Source organism: Burkholderia sp. WSM2230, assembly GCF_000472445.1.
In the GTDB taxonomy this organism is placed as follows: Bacteria; Pseudomonadota; Gammaproteobacteria; order Burkholderiales; family Burkholderiaceae; genus Paraburkholderia.
On sequence record NZ_AXAJ01000002.1, the window covers coordinates 518,877 to 537,010 of the forward strand.

General features: G+C 63.7%; 18 protein-coding genes. 15 read left to right on the top strand and 3 right to left on the bottom strand.

Annotated elements, in window-relative coordinates; translation table 11 throughout:
• Nucleotides 1-10 precede the first annotated feature (10 nt).
• The gene (locus A3AC_RS0107845) at nucleotides 11-928 is read left to right on the top strand and encodes a BadF/BadG/BcrA/BcrD ATPase family protein (RefSeq protein WP_025598214.1); all 918 of its coding nucleotides are present in this window, start codon (nucleotides 11-13) and stop codon (nucleotides 926-928) included.
• Between the two features lie 33 nt (nucleotides 929-961).
• Nucleotides 962-1,783 (top strand): Cof-type HAD-IIB family hydrolase, encoded by an 822-nt coding sequence (locus tag A3AC_RS0107850; RefSeq protein ID WP_025598215.1) that lies wholly within the window; start codon nucleotides 962-964, stop codon nucleotides 1,781-1,783.
• 125 nt (nucleotides 1,784-1,908) lie between these two features.
• On the opposite strand, the gene A3AC_RS0107855 is transcribed toward A3AC_RS0107850, so the two are convergent.
• Nucleotides 1,909-2,238 carry a PXPV repeat protein gene (locus tag A3AC_RS0107855; RefSeq protein ID WP_025598216.1) on the bottom strand — a complete coding sequence of 110 codons (330 nt, stop codon included), beginning with the start codon at nucleotides 2,236-2,238 and terminating at the stop codon, nucleotides 1,909-1,911.
• 483 nt (nucleotides 2,239-2,721) lie between these two features.
• Complete coding sequence (aqpZ, locus tag A3AC_RS0107860) at nucleotides 2,722-3,462, bottom strand: aquaporin Z (RefSeq protein ID WP_025598217.1); 741 nt, start codon at nucleotides 3,460-3,462, stop codon at nucleotides 2,722-2,724.
• Nucleotides 3,463-3,753: 291 nt separating this feature from the next.
• Here aqpZ and A3AC_RS0107865 point away from each other — a divergent pair, with 291 nt between their 5' ends.
• Nucleotides 3,754-4,056: an H-NS histone family protein gene (locus A3AC_RS0107865; protein ID WP_013340871.1), complete on the top strand. Its 303-nt coding sequence runs from the start codon at nucleotides 3,754-3,756 to the stop codon at nucleotides 4,054-4,056.
• Between the two features lie 306 nt (nucleotides 4,057-4,362).
• Here A3AC_RS0107865 and A3AC_RS0107870 read toward each other — a convergent pair whose 3' ends face one another.
• Nucleotides 4,363-5,427, bottom strand: a complete 1,065-nt coding sequence (locus A3AC_RS0107870; protein ID WP_025598220.1) for a glycosyltransferase family 4 protein — start codon at nucleotides 5,425-5,427, stop codon at nucleotides 4,363-4,365.
• Between the two features lie 697 nt (nucleotides 5,428-6,124).
• Between A3AC_RS0107870 and flhD the strand changes: the two genes are divergently transcribed.
• The 12 genes from flhD (at nucleotide 6,125) to cheY (ending at nucleotide 18,134) form a co-directional block, all read left to right on the top strand.
• Nucleotides 6,125-6,445 (top strand): flagellar transcriptional regulator FlhD, encoded by a 321-nt coding sequence (gene flhD / locus A3AC_RS0107875; protein ID WP_013340869.1) that lies wholly within the window; start codon nucleotides 6,125-6,127, stop codon nucleotides 6,443-6,445.
• A 49-nt stretch (nucleotides 6,446-6,494) separates the two neighbouring features.
• Entirely contained in the window at nucleotides 6,495-7,055 is a 561-nt protein-coding gene (flhC, locus tag A3AC_RS0107880) for a flagellar transcriptional regulator FlhC (protein WP_025598221.1), read from the top strand.
• A gap of 226 nt (nucleotides 7,056-7,281) precedes the next feature.
• The gene (gene motA / locus A3AC_RS0107885) at nucleotides 7,282-8,142 is read left to right on the top strand and encodes a flagellar motor stator protein MotA (RefSeq protein ID WP_013340867.1); all 861 of its coding nucleotides are present in this window, start codon (nucleotides 7,282-7,284) and stop codon (nucleotides 8,140-8,142) included.
• Nucleotides 8,143-8,161: 19 nt separating this feature from the next.
• Nucleotides 8,162-9,169, top strand: a complete 1,008-nt coding sequence (motB, locus tag A3AC_RS0107890) for a flagellar motor protein MotB (protein WP_025598222.1) — start codon at nucleotides 8,162-8,164, stop codon at nucleotides 9,167-9,169.
• A gap of 83 nt (nucleotides 9,170-9,252) precedes the next feature.
• Nucleotides 9,253-9,630 (top strand): response regulator, encoded by a 378-nt coding sequence (locus A3AC_RS0107895; RefSeq protein WP_025598223.1) that lies wholly within the window; start codon nucleotides 9,253-9,255, stop codon nucleotides 9,628-9,630.
• 87 nt (nucleotides 9,631-9,717) lie between these two features.
• Complete coding sequence (gene cheA / locus A3AC_RS0107900) at nucleotides 9,718-12,024, top strand: chemotaxis protein CheA (protein WP_025598224.1); 2,307 nt, start codon at nucleotides 9,718-9,720, stop codon at nucleotides 12,022-12,024.
• Between the two features lie 63 nt (nucleotides 12,025-12,087).
• Nucleotides 12,088-12,618 (top strand): chemotaxis protein CheW, encoded by a 531-nt coding sequence (locus tag A3AC_RS0107905; RefSeq protein WP_006050900.1) that lies wholly within the window; start codon nucleotides 12,088-12,090, stop codon nucleotides 12,616-12,618.
• 42 nt (nucleotides 12,619-12,660) lie between these two features.
• The gene (locus tag A3AC_RS0107910) at nucleotides 12,661-14,583 is read left to right on the top strand and encodes a methyl-accepting chemotaxis protein (protein ID WP_025598225.1); all 1,923 of its coding nucleotides are present in this window, start codon (nucleotides 12,661-12,663) and stop codon (nucleotides 14,581-14,583) included.
• A 200-nt stretch (nucleotides 14,584-14,783) separates the two neighbouring features.
• Nucleotides 14,784-15,734 (top strand): CheR family methyltransferase, encoded by a 951-nt coding sequence (locus A3AC_RS0107920; RefSeq protein WP_025598227.1) that lies wholly within the window; start codon nucleotides 14,784-14,786, stop codon nucleotides 15,732-15,734.
• Entirely contained in the window at nucleotides 15,731-16,585 is an 855-nt protein-coding gene (cheD, locus tag A3AC_RS0107925) for a chemoreceptor glutamine deamidase CheD (protein WP_025598228.1), read from the top strand. The genes A3AC_RS0107920 and cheD overlap by 4 nt, the downstream gene beginning before the upstream one ends.
• A gap of 5 nt (nucleotides 16,586-16,590) precedes the next feature.
• Nucleotides 16,591-17,679, top strand: a complete 1,089-nt coding sequence (locus A3AC_RS0107930) for a protein-glutamate methylesterase/protein-glutamine glutaminase (protein ID WP_025598229.1) — start codon at nucleotides 16,591-16,593, stop codon at nucleotides 17,677-17,679.
• Nucleotides 17,680-17,738: 59 nt separating this feature from the next.
• A complete protein-coding gene (gene cheY, locus A3AC_RS0107935; RefSeq protein WP_006050905.1) occupies nucleotides 17,739-18,134 on the top strand; it encodes a chemotaxis response regulator CheY in 396 nt (131 codons plus the stop codon).

The following is an 18,134-nucleotide window of genomic DNA, read 5'->3' on the forward strand; positions in this document are numbered from 1 at the left end:
ATTTCAATCCATGAACACGGACCTCTTTCTGATCGGCGTCGACGGCGGCGGCACCGGCACGCGAATCGTGCTGGCCGACGCGCGGGGGCGCGAGCTGGCGCAGGCGACGAGCGGGCCGTCGGGCCTCGGGCTCGGCGTCGAACGCGCGTGGCAGGCCATCGCGACGGCCTGCGCGGACGCATTCCAGCGGGCCGGCGCAGCGTTCGACTGGTCGCGCTGTGCGCTCGGTTGCGGTCTCGCGGGCGTAAATAATCGCGAGTGGTTGGCGGCGTTTCGCGCGCAAGCGCCCGCGCTGGCGGGGCTTGCTGTCGAAAGCGACGCGTACACGACGCTGCTTGGTGCCCACGGCGGTGCCTATGGGGTGATCGTGGCGCTCGGCACAGGCAGCATCGCGGCGGCGGCAGACCGCGACGACGGGGAATGCCGGACTGTCAGCGGCTACGGTTTTCCGTCGGGCGACGAAGCGAGCGGAGCCTGGCTCGGCGTGCGAGCCATTGTCCACGCACAGCACGCGCTCGACGGACGCGGCCCCAACGACGACTTCGCGCAGGCACTGCTCGCACACGTCGGCGCGCAAGATCGCGACGGGCTCGTCGTGTGGCTGTGCGAGGCCAATCAGACGGCGTACGCGAGCCTTGCGAAGATCGTGATCGCGCATCGCGCCCATCCGTTTGCCGCGCGGCTGCTTGGCGAGGCGGGCCTGGAAATCGGCAAGATGATCACGGCGCTCGATCCCTCGGCGACGCTGCCTGTTGCTTTGTGCGGCGGCCTGGCGGCGTCGTTGCGCGAGTACGTGCCGCAAGCCTGTCAGCCGCGCTTGCGCGAGCCTTTGGCAGATTCCGCACACGGCGCTTTGCAGTTGGCGCAGCGTGAAGTCGCGCGGATCGGGGGCGAGAAGCGTTCCGGCCAGTTTCGCCATCGACGGTAAAATACGGCCTCCGACCTTGCCCGCCACCTCACCATGTACAAAGTCATCGCCACGGATCTAGACGGCACGCTGCTCAATGCCGACCACCAGGTCGACCCGTTCACGGTCGCCACCGTGCGCAAGCTCGAAAGTGACGGCGTGCAATTCGTGATTGCCACGGGCCGGCATTTTTGCGATGTCGCCGGTATTCGCGACATTCTCGGCATCAAGCCGTATCTGATCACGTCGAACGGCGCGCGCATCCATGCGCCCGACAACACCGTGATCCATGCGGACGACCTGCCGCCCGCTATCGTCCAGCGCCTCGTGCAGCCGGAAATTGTCGGCGCGCATGGACGCGTGATAGTCAACCTGTTTGCCGACGACGCGTGGCTGATCGACCGCGACGCGCCGCATCTGCTCAAGTTTCACCAGGATTCCGGCTTTGCCTACGAGGTGGCCGAGCTGCTCGCGCATGACGGCGTGGACATCGCCAAGGTGCTCTACATCGGCGACCCGGCTGATCTCGCGCAGGTGGCCGCGAACCTGGCGCGCGAATTCGGCGACGCACTCTATGTAACGTACTCGCTGCCGGATTGCCTCGAGGTGATGACGTCCAATGTGTCGAAGGGGCGCGCGTTGCAGATCGTGCTCGCGCGCGTCGGCGTGGACGCCGGCCACTGCGTGGCTTTCGGAGACAACATGAACGATATCGACCTGCTCGAAACCGCGGGCCATCCGTTCATGATGAACAACGCGAACCCGGACCTGATGACGCGGCTGCCCAATGTGCCGCGCATCGGCAACAACTTCGAAGCAGGCGTCGCGCACCACTTGCGCAAGCTCTTTTCACTCGACGACGAACTGATGGCCTGATGGCCTCATCGTCCGAGGCGTCGAGCCTCAGAGCTTAAGCGGCCCGCGTCTGCTTTTGCAGATGCGGGCCGCTTGGCTCGGTAAAGGCGCCGTTTTATCAGGCTGCGCTTCTCCCCGGCAGGGAATCAATCGCGCCATCCGCCGCGACGCTCGCCGTGACCGCCGTGACCGCCGTGACCGCCGCGGTCGTCATAACCCCAATGGCGGTTATCCCTGTCCCAGCCGCGCTCGTAGCGGGGGCCGCCCCGATAGTAGTCGCCACGGTCGTAGCGATGCCCCCAACCGCCGTTACCGTAGTACACCGGTTGCGGTGCTGCATAGACAGGCGCGGGCTGCATGTAGACCGGCGTTCCGAGCGACAGGCCGATATTGAGGTCCGTGTGCGCTTGCGCGACACCGCATGCGCCTGCTGCAAGGCCAGCGGCAACCAGCAAATGAGTGACGATGCGTTTCATGTTTTTCTCCTGCAAGAGGCTTGCTTGTTAGGCGACGTATGCATGTCGCACAAGTCCAATCTACGCATTCCCGCCGGCGGGTACTGCGACCAGATGTTACGGACTGCAAGCATCGTCGCGAGGTGGGAATGTGGCGGCGTTTGCGCCGTGTGCCGCGCCTCGTTAGGCGCTAGTCGCGCACAGCCTGTGACAGCAAGCTGCGTGGCCATTGGGCGGCGCACGACCCGCGTTGACGTTGCTGAGCGGAAGGAGCGCACAGGCGCGCCACGCGTAATCGCGGCTTACACCTGTATAACGGAATTAATCAAATCGAATGCGTAGCGAGGCGGCATGTGACGCCTTGCAGACATGTCGCGTAGCCCGATTATGCCGACGCAAGGTTTACGAGCAACCGAGGCCGACCGGCGCATGATCCAGGGCCCGCGCGAAAAACAAAGCGGGCGCCGCAGCGCCCGCTTGCCTGCTACAACCGACCAATCGCAATTAGTCGAGCGCCAGCTTCTGCGTGCTGCCGCCGCGGTTTTCCGCGATCAGCGGATAGAGCACGCCTGCGATCACGGCACCGATGATCGGCGCGACCCAGAAGAGCCACAATTGATCCACCGCAGCGCCGCCTACGAAGAGCGCCGGACCCGTGGAACGCGCGGGGTTCACCGACGTATTCGTGACCGGAATGGAAACCAGGTGAATCAGCGTCAGACAAAGGCCGATGGCAATGGGCGCGAAACCGGCCGGCGCGCGCTTGTCCGTCGCGCCCAGAATGACGAACAGGAAGAAGCCGGTCATGACCACCTCGCAGACGAACGCCGCGACGAGCGAGTAATGACCCGGCGAGCGTTCGCCGTAACCGTTGCTGGCAAAACCGCTTGCAACCAGTTCGAAGCCGGGCTTGCCCGACGCGATTAGCGCCAGCACCGCGGCGCCCAGCACCGCGCCGACGACCTGCGCGACGATGTACGGCAGCAGATCGCGAGCGGGAAAGCGCCCGGCCACCGTCAGGCCGACGCTGACCGCCGGGTTCAGATGACAGCCGGAGATATGGCCGATCGCATAGGCCATGGTCAGCACGGTGAGGCCGAAAGCGAGCGACACGCCGACGAAGCCAATGCCGAGACCATGCACCGGACCAGCAAAGTTGGCGGCGAGAACCGCGCTGCCGCAGCCCCCGAGCACGAGCCAGAAAGTGCCGAACAACTCGGCGGCAAGGCGCTTTGACAACTGCATGATTGGTAATCCTAAAATAGTTGAATGCTTTGGAAGCACGGAGCCTGCACGCGGCCGGTGTCGACGCGGGCAAGTGAACATCAATTCTAGGGAAAGAGTGGCCAATCGAGTGTCAAGAATTGTCAATGCCGGCAGGCTTTACCGTTTATTCCGGGATAAACCGTTTTGCAATTCAGCCATGTTTAATAATTATCAGAAGATATCTTCCTAAATCCGTATTCTTATCCATTGCGAATTTTTATAATTGCAGTTAGTCTGCGAGTCGAATGAGTTCTAAAGGGGAGAACCGGAATGTCTCAATATGCAGATCTCAAGGCGCAGATCGCCAAATTGCAGGCACAAGCAGAAGAAGCCCGCCGCACGGAAATCGACAATGTAGTAGCCGACATCCGCCAAAAAATCGCCGAATACGGTCTGACTGCTCAGGACCTTGGCTTCGCAGTCGCCGCCAAGCGGGGCCGTCCGCCCAAGAAGGCGCCGCTTCCGGCTAAATATCAGGACCCGAAAACGGGTAATACCTGGAGCGGCCGTGGCAAACCGCCCAAGTGGATCGTCGGCAAGAACCGTGAACGTTTTTTGATTGGCGCGAGCTGAGCGGTTCGCGAGCAGCGCGAAAGCGAATTGAAGGACGATCTCGAGTTCGCGTTTACTTCACTGTGCTAATCGGACAGGCAAGCGCGTCCCGGCCGCCATTAAAAAAGCCGCCTCGCAAGGGCGGCTTTTCTATAAAAGGAGCGCGATTAGTCGGCACTACTGTTCGCGCAAACGATTCACATAGAAAAAATGTGCGGCTGCGGTGCGAGAATCGGAAAGCGCATGTGGCAAATCGGGGTGCATCGCAACTGGCCGCCGACCGTTTAAAGCGCCGCACGCAAAGGAGTCGCGCGGCACTCACCGTTCTTAACCCACCGCGACCTGGCGAAGAATCGGCCGGCGCGCGGCCTCGATCAGCGCCGAATACGCGTCCACATAGTTGCGCGCCATCGTCTTCGAGCTGAAGCGGCGCTCGAACTGGGCCCGGATTTCGGTGCGTGACAGCTCATCCAGACGTTGCAGCGCAGCCACGGCGCCCTGCACGTCCTCGACGATATAGCCGGTCACGCCATGGTCGATCACCTCCGGCACCGAACCGCGGTTGAAGGCAATCACCGGCGTGCCGCACGCCATCGACTCGATCATGACAAGGCCGAACGGCTCGGACCAGTCGATCGGGAAGAGCAGCGCCTTGGCTCCCGACAGAAACTCGGGCTTCTGCGCCTCATTGATTTCGCCGACGAACTCCACATGTGCCTGCGACAGCAGCGGCTCGATCTCGCGTTTGAAATAGTCCTGGTCGGCCTTGTCCACCTTGGCGGCGATCTTGAGCGGCAAGCCGCTTTGCGCCGCAATCTTGATGGCGGTGTCGACGCGCTTTTCAGGGCAGATGCGGCCGAGGAAAGCGAGATACTCCGGCTTCTTGTCCGCCTGGGGCGTCAGCAGCTGTTCCGGGAGACCGTGATAGATCGTGTTCAGGAAATTCGCCTGCGGCAGTGGCACGCGCTGCGAGTCGGAAATCGAGATGACCGGCGCGCCGGGGAACGCGTCGAAAACCGGCTGCAACTCCGGCAGGTCGAGGCGGCCATGCAGCGTGGTCACGAACGGTGTGTCCATGGTCGAGAACAGCGGGAACGGCATGTAGTCGAGGTGAAAGTGCAGCACGTCGAATTCGTGCGCGACCCGGCGCACCTTTTCCATCATCAGGACGTGCGGGGCCAGCGCGTCGCGAATCGTCGGGTCGAGCCGCAGCGCACGAGGCCAGCACGCGTCGAGCTTTGCGGAAGTCACCGAGTCGCCGCTCGCAAACAGCGTGACGTCATGGCCCTCTGCGACCAGGGATTCGGTCAGGTAGGACACGACACGTTCGGTGCCACCGTATAGTTTCGGCGGGACTGCTTCATACAACGGCGCAATTTGTGCGATTCGCATGCGTTTCTCCTGTTGGATACGGCTTCGCACAGCAGCGCTCGGACAGAGCGGGGAGCGAATGCCTGACGGACGGTTGGGCGCGGTTAGCCGCCGCCCGGGGGTGCTCCGAATCCGTATCGGGTTATCCCTTAGCTTCATTATCGGGATCGGGCGCGCCGATTCGAGTCATTTTTCAAACGCTTAATGTTGTTACAGCGCGAAACACGGACCGTTACACGCATGAACGCCCGCCCACAGGCGCTTTGCCGCCATTTCCAGCCCAGTTCCGGCGAGCAGCGTGAAAATGCCGCGCTTCCTTGTAGCAAGCGCCGAGCCCGGCCCTTCGCACAAAATATTACGCAGTGGTGAAAACGTCTTATAATTCCGCTCACCTTTGCACGGTGCGAGCCGCAGTGCACGGAAACTCACCGTTTAGTACACTGGGGCCGGGCCCATTACAGCGCGCATAGCAAGTCACATCGCGACTCCCGGGCCATCTCTCCTTCCTCTTCAGAATCCAGCAATGTAGGAAAAAGACCTACATGAATGACGGATAAATCCGTCAAACATCTTGGGTGTCTGTCCGATTTTGTTTCCCTCCCCCTTTCGCGACAATGCTCGCAAGACCAGAGACGAGCCGATTCGTGCGTTTAAGTGCGCGCGTTCGAGCAAACGTTTCCGCAACGGCCTGACCAGCCAGATACACCCCGGGGGAATCATGAGCGCGACAAGCGAAATGCTCACTGAGATCAGAGAAGTCAACCTGTCTTATCTCCTGCTCGCGCAGCGCCTGCTTCGCGAAGACAAGCCGATGGGCATGTTTCGCATGGGGATTTCGGACCAGCTAGCCGATGTGCTCGCCAATCTCTCGTTGGCGCAGACCGTCAAGCTAGCGGCGTCCAATCAGGTGCTGTGCCGTTTCCGTTTCGACGATCACGCCGTGCTCTCCGCGCTCGCGGATAAGGGCAAGTCCAGCGCCGTCGCACAGGCGCATTCCGCGATCCTGATGGCAAGCCAGCCCGTCGAGCAGCTGGGCTGATGACGTTTTGCGGCCTGGGTAAGGCAATCGGGACGGGGGCCTAAGCAGGATGGCATATAAAAGTGTGGTGCTCGAAGTCAAGGAAATTACCCTGGCCATCGAACTGATCGAACTCGGCGCGCGTCTGCAACTGCTCGAAGCGGAAACCAGCCTGTCGCGCGACCGGCTCATCAAGCTGTACAAGGAGCTGAAAGGGGTTTCGCCGCCCAAGGGCATGCTGCCGTTTTCGACCGACTGGTTCATGACCTGGCAGCCGAACTTTCACTCCTCGCTGTTTTACAACATCTACCGTTTCATGGCCGATCACGGCCGCTGCGCGACGATCCAGTCGATCGTGAAGAGCTACCGGCTCTACCTCGAGCACGTCCAGTTGCACGACGACGAGCCCGTGCTCAGCCTCACCCGCGCATGGACGCTGGTGCGCTTCTTCGACTCGGGGATGCTGCAGATCACGCCCTGCTGCCGCTGCGGCGGGCATTTTGTCGCACACGCGCATGACCCGAAGCATGGCTTCGTGTGCGGGCTGTGCCAGCCGCCCTCGCGCGCCGGTAAGACAAAGAAAGTCGCCGACGCCCGCGCCCGCGAGAGCCTCCTCGCGCTCCCCGTCTAGCCTCGAGCGCTGCGGCCGCCGCACGGCGGCCGGCTCCTGCCCGTCCGGCGGGCCTTTGCGCCCGGCTCACCGGCGTGCCGCGCCTCGCACAGCCGCTGTTTCGCCGCTTGGCCGCGCCTCTGGTTTACACCGGCGCGACCAGCCGCTTTTCCGCCAAAGTTTTCTGTCCCGTTGCCGTAAACCAGTTTAACGACGGTCACCGTCGCTTCTTTGTGAGGGCTCGGCAGTGCTGATTTTCGTGGGAACACTCGTGACGCTTTTGTCCGTTTTCGGCGGTTACGCGCTGGAAGGCGGCCATCTCGGCGCGCTGTTGCAGCCCGTTGAAGTGCTGATGATCGTCGGCGCAGGCGTCGGCGCGTTCATCCTCGGCAACGGGATGAAGACGATCAAGGCAACGCTGCGCGTCATTCCGACCCTGTTCAAGGGCGCGAAGTACAACAAGGACGTCTATATGGAGCTGATGGCGCTCCTCTACGTCCTGCTCGCCAAGGCGCGCAAGGAAGGCACGCTCACGCTCGAGGCGGATATCGACGATCCGTCGAAGAGCCCGATCTTCACGCAGTATCCGAAGATTCTGGCCGACCACCACATCATCGAGTTTCTGACCGACTACCTGCGGCTCATGGTGGGCGGCAACATGAATGCGTTCGAGATCGAAAGTCTGATGGACGAAGAGATCGAAACGCATCACCAGGAAGGCGAAGCGCCCGCGCATGCGCTGACCAAGGTCGGCGACGCCATGCCGGCGTTCGGTATCGTGGCCGCGGTGATGGGCGTGGTGCACACCATGGCATCCGCCGACAAGCCGCCCGCAGTGCTCGGCGAAATGATCGCGCAGGCGCTGGTCGGCACCTTCCTCGGCATTCTGCTTTCGTACGGGCTGATTGGGCCGCTCGCGAGCGTCGCCGAACAGCGCGTGACCGAATCGACCAAGATGTTCCAGTGCATCAAGGTGACGATTCTCGCGAGCCTGAACGGCTACGCGCCGGCAATTGCCGTCGAGTTCGGCCGCAAGGTGCTGTTCTCGACCGAGCGTCCGTCGTTCGCGGAGCTCGAAGAGCACGTGCGCCGCGTAAAGGCCAAGTAAGGACGCCGGGACCGAACCGATGAGCAAGGACAAAGACCGCGCCATTGTCGTCAAGCGCGCTGCGCCGAAGAAGTCCGGCCACCACGGCGGCGCGTGGAAGCTCGCGTACGCGGACTTCATGACCGCGATGATGGCGTTCTTCCTGCTGATGTGGCTGCTGAGCTCGGCGTCCACGGTGCAGTTGAAGGGCATTGCGGATTACTTCAACCAGCCGTTGAAGATCACGTTGTGGGGCGGCGACCGCAGCGCGGAAGATTCGAGCATTCTGAAGGGCGGCGGCCGCGATATCTCGACCGACGCGCAGGGCGTGACGCGCGCAACGGACGGCACGAACAATCGCGCCGAGCGCACGGTCTCGCACAGCAGCGAAGACTCGATGAAGCAGTTGCAGGGCGAACTGGAGCGTCGCGAGCAGGTCCGCCTGCACGACCTGCAGGTGAAGCTGATGGCCGCGATCGAAGCGAATCCGGTGCTGCGCCAGTTCAAGCAGCAGATCCGTATCGACTCGACGCTGACAGGCTTGCGCATCGAGATTGTCGACTCGCAGAAGCGGCCGATGTTCGCGACGGCGAGAGACCAGGTGGAGCCGTACATGCGCGACATTCTGCGCGAGATCGGCCACACGCTGAACGATGTGCCGAACCGCATCATCGTGCAGGGACACACCGACGCCGTGCAGTACGCGGGTGGCGAGAAGGGCTACAGCAACTGGGAACTGTCCGCGGACCGCGCGAATGCGTCGCGTCGCGAGCTGATCGCCGGGGGCATGGACGAAGCAAAGGTGATGCGCGTGCTCGGTCTTGCGTCCACGCAGAACCTGAACAAGGCGGACCCGATGGATCCGGAAAACCGCCGCATCAGCATCATCGTGCTGAACAGGAAGTCGGAGGAGGCGCTCAATCATGACGACTCGACCACGACGACCTTGTCGGACGACGCAGCCGGCTCGAAGCCGCTGCTGCAAAGACTGGCGCCGCCCGTGACGGCCGCGCCGAAGGTACCGGCGGCGACGCCGGCGGCTCAGTAACAGAATGGCGGTCGCCTTGCCGTCCCGCGCCACGGCGGCGCGGCCGGCGAGGCGCCGCAAAGCGTAAGAGCAACGAGGTTTTCATGATCAGGCATATCCTGGCAATCGACGATTCGGCATCGATGCGGCAGATTCTTTCCGCGACGCTGACGGCGGCCGGCTATGAGGTGACGCTCGCGGCGGATGGCGCGGAAGGGCTCGAAAACGCGCTCGCCGTGCGCTTCGACCTGGTGCTGACCGATCAGCACATGCCGGGCAAGACAGGCCTCGATCTGATCGCCGAACTGCGCAGCAATCCGGCTTACACGGAGACGCCCATCCTCGTCCTGACGACGGAATCGGGCGAGCCTTTCAAGGCCGCGGCGCGTGAAGCAGGCGCGACTGGCTGGATCGAAAAGCCGCTCGACCCCGATCTGCTGACCGAACTGGTGGCGGCGTTGGCCGAGCCAGATTGCGCTTAAAGCATCAACCCAGACAAGTTATAGACGCTCTCGACGCTGCGGCAAGGTAGCCCAGGCCTAGACAGGAACTCTCGCGGTGACCCAGGCATGACACTCGACATCACTCAGTTCTATCAGACGTTCTTCGACGAAGCGGACGAACTGCTCGCGCAGATGGAGCAGTTGCTGCTCAATCTGGACGTCGCGCATCCGGACCCCGAAGACCTTGCGGCGATTTTCCGCGCTGCGCATTCGATCAAGGGCGGCGCGGCGACGTTCGGCTTTACCGCGCTGACGGAGACGACCCACATCCTCGAATCGCTGCTCGATCGTGCGCGCAACAACGAACTCGTGCTGCGCAAGGACATGATCGACACGTTCCTCGAAACCAAGGACGTGCTGTCCGGCCAACTCGCCGACTATCGCGCGAGCGCCGAGCCCGACGCCGCAGTCGCGAAGGCGATCTGCGCGAAGCTCGAGCAGCTGCACGCGGAAAGCCGCGGTGTTGCCGCGCCGGCCGCGGCCGCGCCGGTTGAAGCAGCGCAGGCAGCGGTGAGCGCGCCGGTCGAGGCACTCGCAACAGTTGAAGAAGGCAGCCCGCCGGAGCACGTCGTCGAACAGGCGGTGCAGGCAGCGGGCGAATGGAATGACGGCGAACCGGCAGAGACCGGCGAAGCCCACGGAGCCGGCGATGCGAACGATGCCGCCGGCCCGCATCTGAAAATTACGCTACGGGGCGTTGATGAGAAGGACCAGGAACTGCTGGCCGAAGAGCTGGGCAACCTGGGCAACATCGTCGGGCAGGTCAAGAGCGGCGGCAGTCTGACGCTGTGGCTTCAGACCGATGTCACGTCCGACGACATTATCGCCGTGTGCTGCTTCGTGATCGATGAAAGTCAGATCGCGATCAGCCGCGGAACCGCACCGGCGGACGGTGCTCAGCAAGGCGAACCTGGAACGCCCGACGCTGAGCAACCGTCTCCGGCGCAAGCAGTACCGGCGGCTTCGGCCGCCACTCATACCGAAGCGCCCGCCGCCCCGGCGCAAAGCGCCGCCGAGCCTGCCAGGCCCGCGGCTCCTGTTGCCGCCGCCGCTCCGGCTGCGGCAGCCAGCGCACCGGCCGCCGCGCCCGCAGCCGCACCGGCTGCAGCTGCTGCGTCTGCTGCATCGGCCGCGGCGGATTCCGACCGCAAGGCTGCACGTCCGGCAGCGGCAGCAGGCGGCGGCGAAGGCAGCTCGATTCGCGTCGGCGTCGAAAAGGTCGATCAGCTGATCAACCTGGTCGGCGAACTGGTGATCACGCAGGCCATGCTCGCGGAAACCACCAGCACGTTCGACCCGGCGCTGCACGACCGGCTCTTCAACGGCATGGCGCAGCTCGAGCGCAACGCGCGCGATCTGCAGGAAGCCGTCATGTCGATCCGCATGATGCCGATGGATTACGTGTTCAGCCGCTTCCCGCGTCTCGTGCGCGATCTCGCGGCGAAACTCGGCAAGGAAGTGGAACTCGTCACCTTCGGTCAGGCGACCGAACTCGACAAGAGCCTGATCGAGCGGATCATCGACCCGCTGACCCACCTCGTGCGCAACAGTCTCGACCACGGCATCGAAACCGTGGAAGTTCGGCGCGCGGCGGGCAAGGACGCGACCGGCCAGCTGGTTCTCTCGGCGGCACATCATGGCGGCAACATCGTCATTGAAGTGAGCGACGACGGCGCCGGCCTGCGCCGCGACAAGATTCTCGCGAAGGCAGCCAAGCAGGGCATGCAGGTCAGCGAAAGCATGACCGACGACGAAGTCTGGAACCTCATCTTCCTGCCGGGTTTCTCGACGGCGGAGCAGGTCACGGACGTGTCGGGCCGCGGCGTCGGCATGGACGTGGTGAAGCGCAACATCCAGTCGATGGGCGGTCACGTCGAAATCACGTCGCAGGCCGGCAAGGGCAGCACGACGCGCATCATCCTGCCGCTCACGCTGGCGATTCTCGACGGCATGTCGGTCAAGGTCGGCAACGAGATCTTCATTCTGCCGCTGAACTTCGTGATGGAGTCGCTGCAGCCGCAAGCCGAGGACATCTACACGGTCGCCAACGGCGAGCGCGTGGTGCGCGTGCGCGGCGAATACCTGCCGCTCGTCGCGCTGCACGAAATATTCAACGTCGAAGACGCGAAGCAGGAGCCGACGCAAGGCATCGTCACCATCATGCAGACCGAGGGGCGCCGCTTTGCGATGCTGATCGACGAGCTGGTGGGGCAGCAGCAGGTCGTCGTGAAGAACCTGGAAACGAATTACCGCAAGGTACACGGCATTTCCGCCGCGACCATTCTGGGCGACGGCAGCGTCGCGCTGATCGTGGACGTCGCGGCGCTGAACCGCGAGTCGCGCAACGCGCATGGCGCAATGAGCCTCGCATGATGTCCGCGACATTCGCAGCAACACTCATTCAACCTGATTTATCCCAACCGTTTGGGGGCTAACGTGGCAGAAGTTCAATCCATCAATTCGAGCGTCGCGAACGCGACGAATGGTCGCCGCGACGCGCAGCAGGCCGACGCCGGCGGTCAGGAATTCCTCGTCTTCACGCTCGGTGCCGAAGAGTACGGCATCGACATTCTCAAGGTGCAGGAAATCCGCGGCTACGACAACGTGACGCGCATCGCCAATGCGCCCGAGTTCATCAAGGGCGTGATCAATCTGCGCGGCATCATCGTGCCGATCGTCGACATGCGCATCAAGTTTCATCTGGGCCGCGTCGAGTACGACCACCAGACCGTCGTGATCATCCTGAACGTCGCGCATCGCGTGGTCGGCATGGTGGTGGACGGCGTGTCCGACGTGTTGACGCTCGCCGTCGACCAGATCATGCCCGCGCCGGAATTCGGCGCGACGCTGACGACCGAGTATCTGACGGGCCTCGGCACCGTCGACGGCCGCATGCTGATTCTGATGGACATCGAGAAGCTGATGACGAGCCGCGAAATGGCGCTCATCGAAACGCTCGGCGTGTAACGGCCGCGGCGTTCAGAAAAGTTTGGGATAGGGAGCACTGAGATGCTAAGCAGGTGGTCGATTCGCACATCGCTCACGCTAGTGGGGATCATTCTCGTCGCGCTGACCATGGTGGTCGGCGTGCTTGGGCTGACGGCGCTGGGCAGCGCGAGCCGTTCGCTCGACCGTATCGCGCGCGGCGATCTGGTGGCAATTCACTCGCTCGACGACGCTTCCGCCTATCTGCTGCGCTCGCGTGTCTCGCTGGATCGTGTCACGGCGCTCACCGCCGCGGGCGACACTGAAACGGCGAAGAAGGTTCTGGACCGCGCGGTCGAGTTGTACGGGTTCAGCAACAAGAACTGGCAGACCTATCTCGACGCGCCGAAGACCGGCGTCGAACAGGCACAGATGGACGAATTGCTCGCACGTCGCACTTCGCTCGTGCGCGACGCTTTGGAGCCCGAATTCGCCGCGTTGCGCGCCAACGATACCGCTGCGTATCACGCGATCGCCGATACGAAAATTAGCCCGATGTTCGTCTCCTACGACAACGCGGCTTCGGTGGTAATCAAGAGCCTGCAGCAACAAGCCGTGGATCAGCAGGCAGACGCGCAGTCGAGCATCACGCTGATGACGACGCTCATCATCGCCTTCGCCGCACTCTCGCTGCTGCTCGTGATCGGCCTGCGCTTCGCGCTGCGCGGCCTGATCATTCAGCCGCTGCAGGACGCCACCGCATGCTTCGAGCGGATCGCTGCGGGCGATCTGTCGGAAACGATCGAGGTGCGCAGCCGCAATGAAATCGGCCGCCTGTTCGCCGGCATCAAGCGGATGCAGGAAAGCATGGCGTCGATGGTCACGGCGGTGCGCAGCAGCACCGAGTCGATCGACACCGGCGCGCGCGAAATCGCAATGGGCAACACCGATCTGTCGCAGCGCACGGAGGAGCAGGCCGCCTCGCTGCAGCAGACCGCGCAGAGCATGGAACAACTCACGGGCACCGTGCGGCAGAACGCCGAGAACGCGCGCCAGGCGAGCCAGCTTGCGGTGAACGCGTCCGACATCGCGACCCGCGGCGGCGACGTGGTGAGCCAGGTCGTCACGACGATGCAGGACATTGCGAGCAGCTCGAACAAGGTCGTAGACATCATCGGCGTGATCGAAGGCATTGCGTTCCAGACCAACATTCTCGCGCTCAACGCGGCAGTCGAAGCGGCGCGCGCCGGAGAACAGGGCCGCGGCTTCGCGGTCGTCGCGGGCGAAGTGCGCAGCCTTGCTCAACGCAGCGCGAGCGCCGCGAAGGAAATCAAGGAGCTGATCGGCGACTCCGCCGACAAGGTGCAAAGCGGCTCGGCGCTCGTCGGACGCGCGGGCACCACGATGGACGAGATCGTGCAGGCCGTGCGCCGCGTGACGGACATCATGGGCGAGATCAGCGCGGCTTCCGAGGAGCAATCGGGAGGCATCGAGCAGGTCAATCGCGCCGTCGTGCAAATGGACGAAGTGACGCAGCAGAACGCCGCGCTCGTCGAAGAAGCCGCGGCTGCAGCAGCGTCGCTCGAAGACCAGACGCGTCAGTTGCAAGCAGTGCTGAGCGGCTGGAAGGTCGCGAGCAGCGCGGCGCGCGGTTTCAACGCGCCGACCGTGCCGCAAGTGAAGGCGCGTGCAGGCGCCGGCAACAGCAAGCCGGCTGCGAAGGCCGCGCCGCGCCCCGCGCAGCCGGCACCCAGCGCGCCGGCAGCCCACGCGGCAACGGCCAACGCGACGGCTCATGCAACGGCTCGTGCAACACCCAACGCGACGGCTCACGCAACACCGGCGAGCAGCGCCGCACCGGCTTCAGGCAACCACGAAGCAGGCGCCGGGCGCGTCGAACCGGCATTGAAGCCGAAGGCGCCGCGCGCGGCATATGAACCGGCCGCACGTCCGGCAGCGGCGAGCGTGAGCTCGGCGGGCTCGGACGCGGACTGGGAAACCTTTTGAACATGACGATGAAACATGCAGTCATTCGGTATCTCGCGGCTCGTGGCGCGAATCATCGAAGCACGTCTGAGCGGCGTGTCGCGGGCCGGCTGCATGGTGGTGCAACGTGCGGGCGGGCGCGACCCCGCGCAAACAATCCCTTGCTCGCCGGCGTTTCCGTCGGGCAGGCGTGATGGCTCGTATCGCAGGCAGGAACTTTCATGATGGCAACGCGCGCACAGCAACGTACCGACCGGGCGGACCCGATCAGATCTGGCGAACAGGGACGTGATTTCGAATTCACGTCCGCGGATTTCACCCGCATTCGCGAACTGATTCACCGCAGCGCCGGCATTTCCCTCTCCGATCACAAGCGCGACATGGCGTATAGCCGCCTTGCGCGCCGGCTGCGCGCCCGCGGCCTCGATTCGTTCAGGCAGTATCTCGACCTGCTCGAAGCAGAGAACGATCCTGCCGAGTGGGAAGCGTTCACCAATGCGCTGACCACGAACCTGACCGCGTTCTTTCGCGAGGCGCACCACTTTCCGATTCTGTCCGACTTCGTGACGCGCCGCGCGCAGCCGGTTTCCGTCTGGTGCTCGGCGGCTTCGACCGGCGAAGAACCGTATTCGATCGCGATGACGCTGATCGAAGCGCTCGGCGAAAGCGCCGCGCGCCAGGCCACGGTGCTCGCCACCGACATCGACACGCAGGTGCTCGCCAAGGCCGAAGCAGGCATGTATCAATTCGACCAGGTGAAGCACTTGTCGCCCGAGCGGCTCAAACGCTTTTTTCTGAAGGGCACGGGTCCGCATGCGGGCATGGTCAAGGTGCGCCCGCAAGTTCGCGCGATGGTGCGGTTCGAGCAACTGAACCTCACCGACCGCGACTACCAGTTGCGCACGCAGTTCGACGCGATCTTCTGCCGCAACGTGATGATCTATTTCGACAAGCCGACGCAAGCGCAGGTGCTCGCGCGCTTCGAGCCGCTGATGAAGTCGGGCGGCCTGCTGTTCGCCGGTCATTCGGAAAACTTCACGTACGTGACGCAGGCGTTCAGGCTGCGCGGCCAGACCGTCTACGAACTGACGCGCGACGCCGCCGGCGCACGCGCGCCGGCACGTGCAGCGGCGAGTGCGAGCAGCCCGTCCACGAGCGGGGTGACGGTATGAGCAGCGCCTTGCCTATCGCAACCAATCTCTACTACGACAACCACTTCCAGCGCCCCGGCGTGAAGCTGTTGCCGAACGAGTTCTACACCACGCACGACGACATGGTGCTCGTCACCGTGCTGGGCTCGTGTGTCGCGGCCTGCATTCAGGACCGCACGGCCGGCATCGGCGGGATGAATCACTTCATGTTGCCCGACGACGGCGCCGAAGTCGGCCAGCCCGCATCCGATTCGATGCGCTACGGTGCCTACGCGATGGAAGTGCTGATCAACGAACTGATCAAGGCCGGCGGCCGGCGCGACCGTTTCGAAGCAAAGGTGTTCGGCGGCGGCGCGGTGCTCGCGGGCATGACGACCATCAACATTGGCGACCGCAACTCAGAATTCGTGCGCCGCTATCTCGCGCTCGAAAAGATCCGCATTGTCGCTGAAGATTTGCAGGGCTCGCACCCGCGCAAGGTTGCGTTCATGCCGCGCACGGGGCAGGTGATGGTGAAGAAGCTGCGCTTGCAGCAGGACCCGGGCGTCGCCGAGCGCGAACAGGCGCTTGTGCGCCAGAGCGCCGAAGCGCGCGCCGAGCGGCTTGCCGCCGCGAGAAAGCGGGTCGAACTGTTCGCCGCTCCGGCGGCCGCGCGGCCAAAGGTGGAACTGTTCGGTTCCTCCACTGGCGCGGCGAGGCCGAAGGTGGAGCTATTCGGCTCGACGGGCGGCGCCGCGAATGGCGGCACGAGCGGCTCGAGCGGCGCGGCAGGCAGCGCGACCGCGGGCACCGCGAAGTCGCGCATCGAACTGTTCGGCTCGACCCCGCGCCCCATCAATTCAAACAACGCCAGAACCGCAGAGGAGGCGTGAGCGCTGTGCAAAAGATCAAAGTACTGTGTGTCGACGATTCGGCGCTGATCCGCAGCCTGATGACCGAGATCATCAATGGCCAGCCGGACATGACCGTCGTCGCGACCGCGCCCGACCCGCTTGTGGCGCGTGAGCTCATCAAGCAGCACAACCCGGACGTGTTGACGCTCGACGTCGAAATGCCGCGCATGGACGGCCTCGACTTTCTCGAGAAGCTGATGCGCCTGCGGCCCATGCCGGTCGTGATGGTGTCGTCCCTGACCGAGCGCGGCAATGAAATCACGCTGCGTGCGCTCGAACTCGGCGCGGTGGATTTCGTCACCAAGCCGAAGGTCGGTATTCGCGACGGCATGCTCGACTATTCGGAAAAGCTCGCGGACAAGATTCGCGCGGCGGCGCGCGCGCGCGTGCGCCAGGCGGCGCCTGTGCAGCATGCGCCCGCAGCCGGCGCGCACGCGCCCGTGAGCGCGGCGCCGCTCTTCAACAATCCGCTCTTGAGTACCGAGAAGCTGATCATCGTCGGCGCCTCGACGGGCGGCACGGAAGCCATCCGCGAAGTGCTCGTGCCGCTGCCGCCGGACGCGCCCGCCGTGCTGATCGCGCAACACATGCCGCCCGGTTTCACAAAATCTTTTGCGCAACGCCTCAATGGTTTGTGCCGGATTACCGTTAAAGAAGCAGAGCACGGCGAACGCGTGCTGCCGGGACATGCGTATATCGCGCCCGGCCACGCTCACCTGCTGCTTGCCCGCAGCGGCGCGAACTACATCGCGCATCTGTCGGACGATCCGCCGGTGAACCGGCATCGTCCGTCGGTTGACGTGCTGTTCCGCTCGGCCGCGCAGCACGCGGGCAAGAATGCGGTCGGAGTGATCCTGACCGGCATGGGGCGCGACGGCGCCGCGGGTCTGCTGGACATGAAAAAGGCAGGGGCTTACACCCTTGCGCAGGACGAGGCGAGCTGTATCGTGTTCGGCATGCCGCGCGAGGCGATTGCGCTTGGCGCGGCCGACGAAATCGCGTCGCTGCCGGACATGAGCCGGCGCGTGATGGCGCGTCTTGCGTCGATGGGCGATCGGGTTCAGCGCGTATGATGCGCCATTCGGATTGAAGCGGTCATACGCCGCACCGTGAATCAAGTAAAGGGAATCAAATGGATAAGGCAATGAAGTTTCTGGTGGTGGACGACTTTCCGACGATGCGCCGGATCGTTCGCAACCTTCTGAAAGAGCTGGGCTACGGCAACGTCGACGAAGCCGAAGACGGCCAGGCCGGTCTCGCGCGTCTGCGCGGCGGCACGTATGACTTCGTGATCTCCGACTGGAACATGCCGAACCTCGACGGCCTCGCGATGCTCAAGGAAATCCGCGCCGACGCGAACCTCAAGCACCTGCCGGTGCTGATGGTGACGGCCGAGTCCAAGAAGGAGAACATCATCGCGGCGGCTCAGGCGGGCGCGAGCGGTTATGTCGTGAAGCCGTTCACGGCTGCGACGCTGGACGAGAAGCTCAACAAGATTCTCGAGAAGATGGCCAAAACCGGGAGCTGA

Excerpts from the sequence above, each read along its gene's own strand:
- A3AC_RS0107845 (WP_025598214.1), top strand. The coding sequence starts at position 11 with ATGAACACGGACCTCTTTCTGATCGGCGTCGACGGCGGCGGCACCGGC.
- A3AC_RS0107850 (WP_025598215.1), top strand. The coding sequence starts at position 962 with ATGTACAAAGTCATCGCCACGGATCTAGACGGCACGCTGCTCAATGCC.
- A3AC_RS0107855 (WP_025598216.1), bottom strand. The coding sequence starts at position 2,238 with ATGAAACGCATCGTCACTCATTTGCTGGTTGCCGCTGGCCTTGCAGCA.
- aqpZ (WP_025598217.1), bottom strand. The coding sequence starts at position 3,462 with ATGCAGTTGTCAAAGCGCCTTGCCGCCGAGTTGTTCGGCACTTTCTGG.
- A3AC_RS0107865 (WP_013340871.1), top strand. The coding sequence starts at position 3,754 with ATGTCTCAATATGCAGATCTCAAGGCGCAGATCGCCAAATTGCAGGCA.
- A3AC_RS0107870 (WP_025598220.1), bottom strand. The coding sequence starts at position 5,427 with ATGCGAATCGCACAAATTGCGCCGTTGTATGAAGCAGTCCCGCCGAAA.
- flhD (WP_013340869.1), top strand. The coding sequence starts at position 6,125 with ATGAGCGCGACAAGCGAAATGCTCACTGAGATCAGAGAAGTCAACCTG.
- flhC (WP_025598221.1), top strand. The coding sequence starts at position 6,495 with ATGGCATATAAAAGTGTGGTGCTCGAAGTCAAGGAAATTACCCTGGCC.
- motB (WP_025598222.1), top strand. The coding sequence starts at position 8,162 with ATGAGCAAGGACAAAGACCGCGCCATTGTCGTCAAGCGCGCTGCGCCG.
- A3AC_RS0107895 (WP_025598223.1), top strand. The coding sequence starts at position 9,253 with ATGATCAGGCATATCCTGGCAATCGACGATTCGGCATCGATGCGGCAG.
- cheA (WP_025598224.1), top strand. The coding sequence starts at position 9,718 with ATGACACTCGACATCACTCAGTTCTATCAGACGTTCTTCGACGAAGCG.
- A3AC_RS0107910 (WP_025598225.1), top strand. The coding sequence starts at position 12,661 with ATGCTAAGCAGGTGGTCGATTCGCACATCGCTCACGCTAGTGGGGATC.
- A3AC_RS0107920 (WP_025598227.1), top strand. The coding sequence starts at position 14,784 with ATGATGGCAACGCGCGCACAGCAACGTACCGACCGGGCGGACCCGATC.
- cheD (WP_025598228.1), top strand. The coding sequence starts at position 15,731 with ATGAGCAGCGCCTTGCCTATCGCAACCAATCTCTACTACGACAACCAC.
- cheY (WP_006050905.1), top strand. The coding sequence starts at position 17,739 with ATGGATAAGGCAATGAAGTTTCTGGTGGTGGACGACTTTCCGACGATG.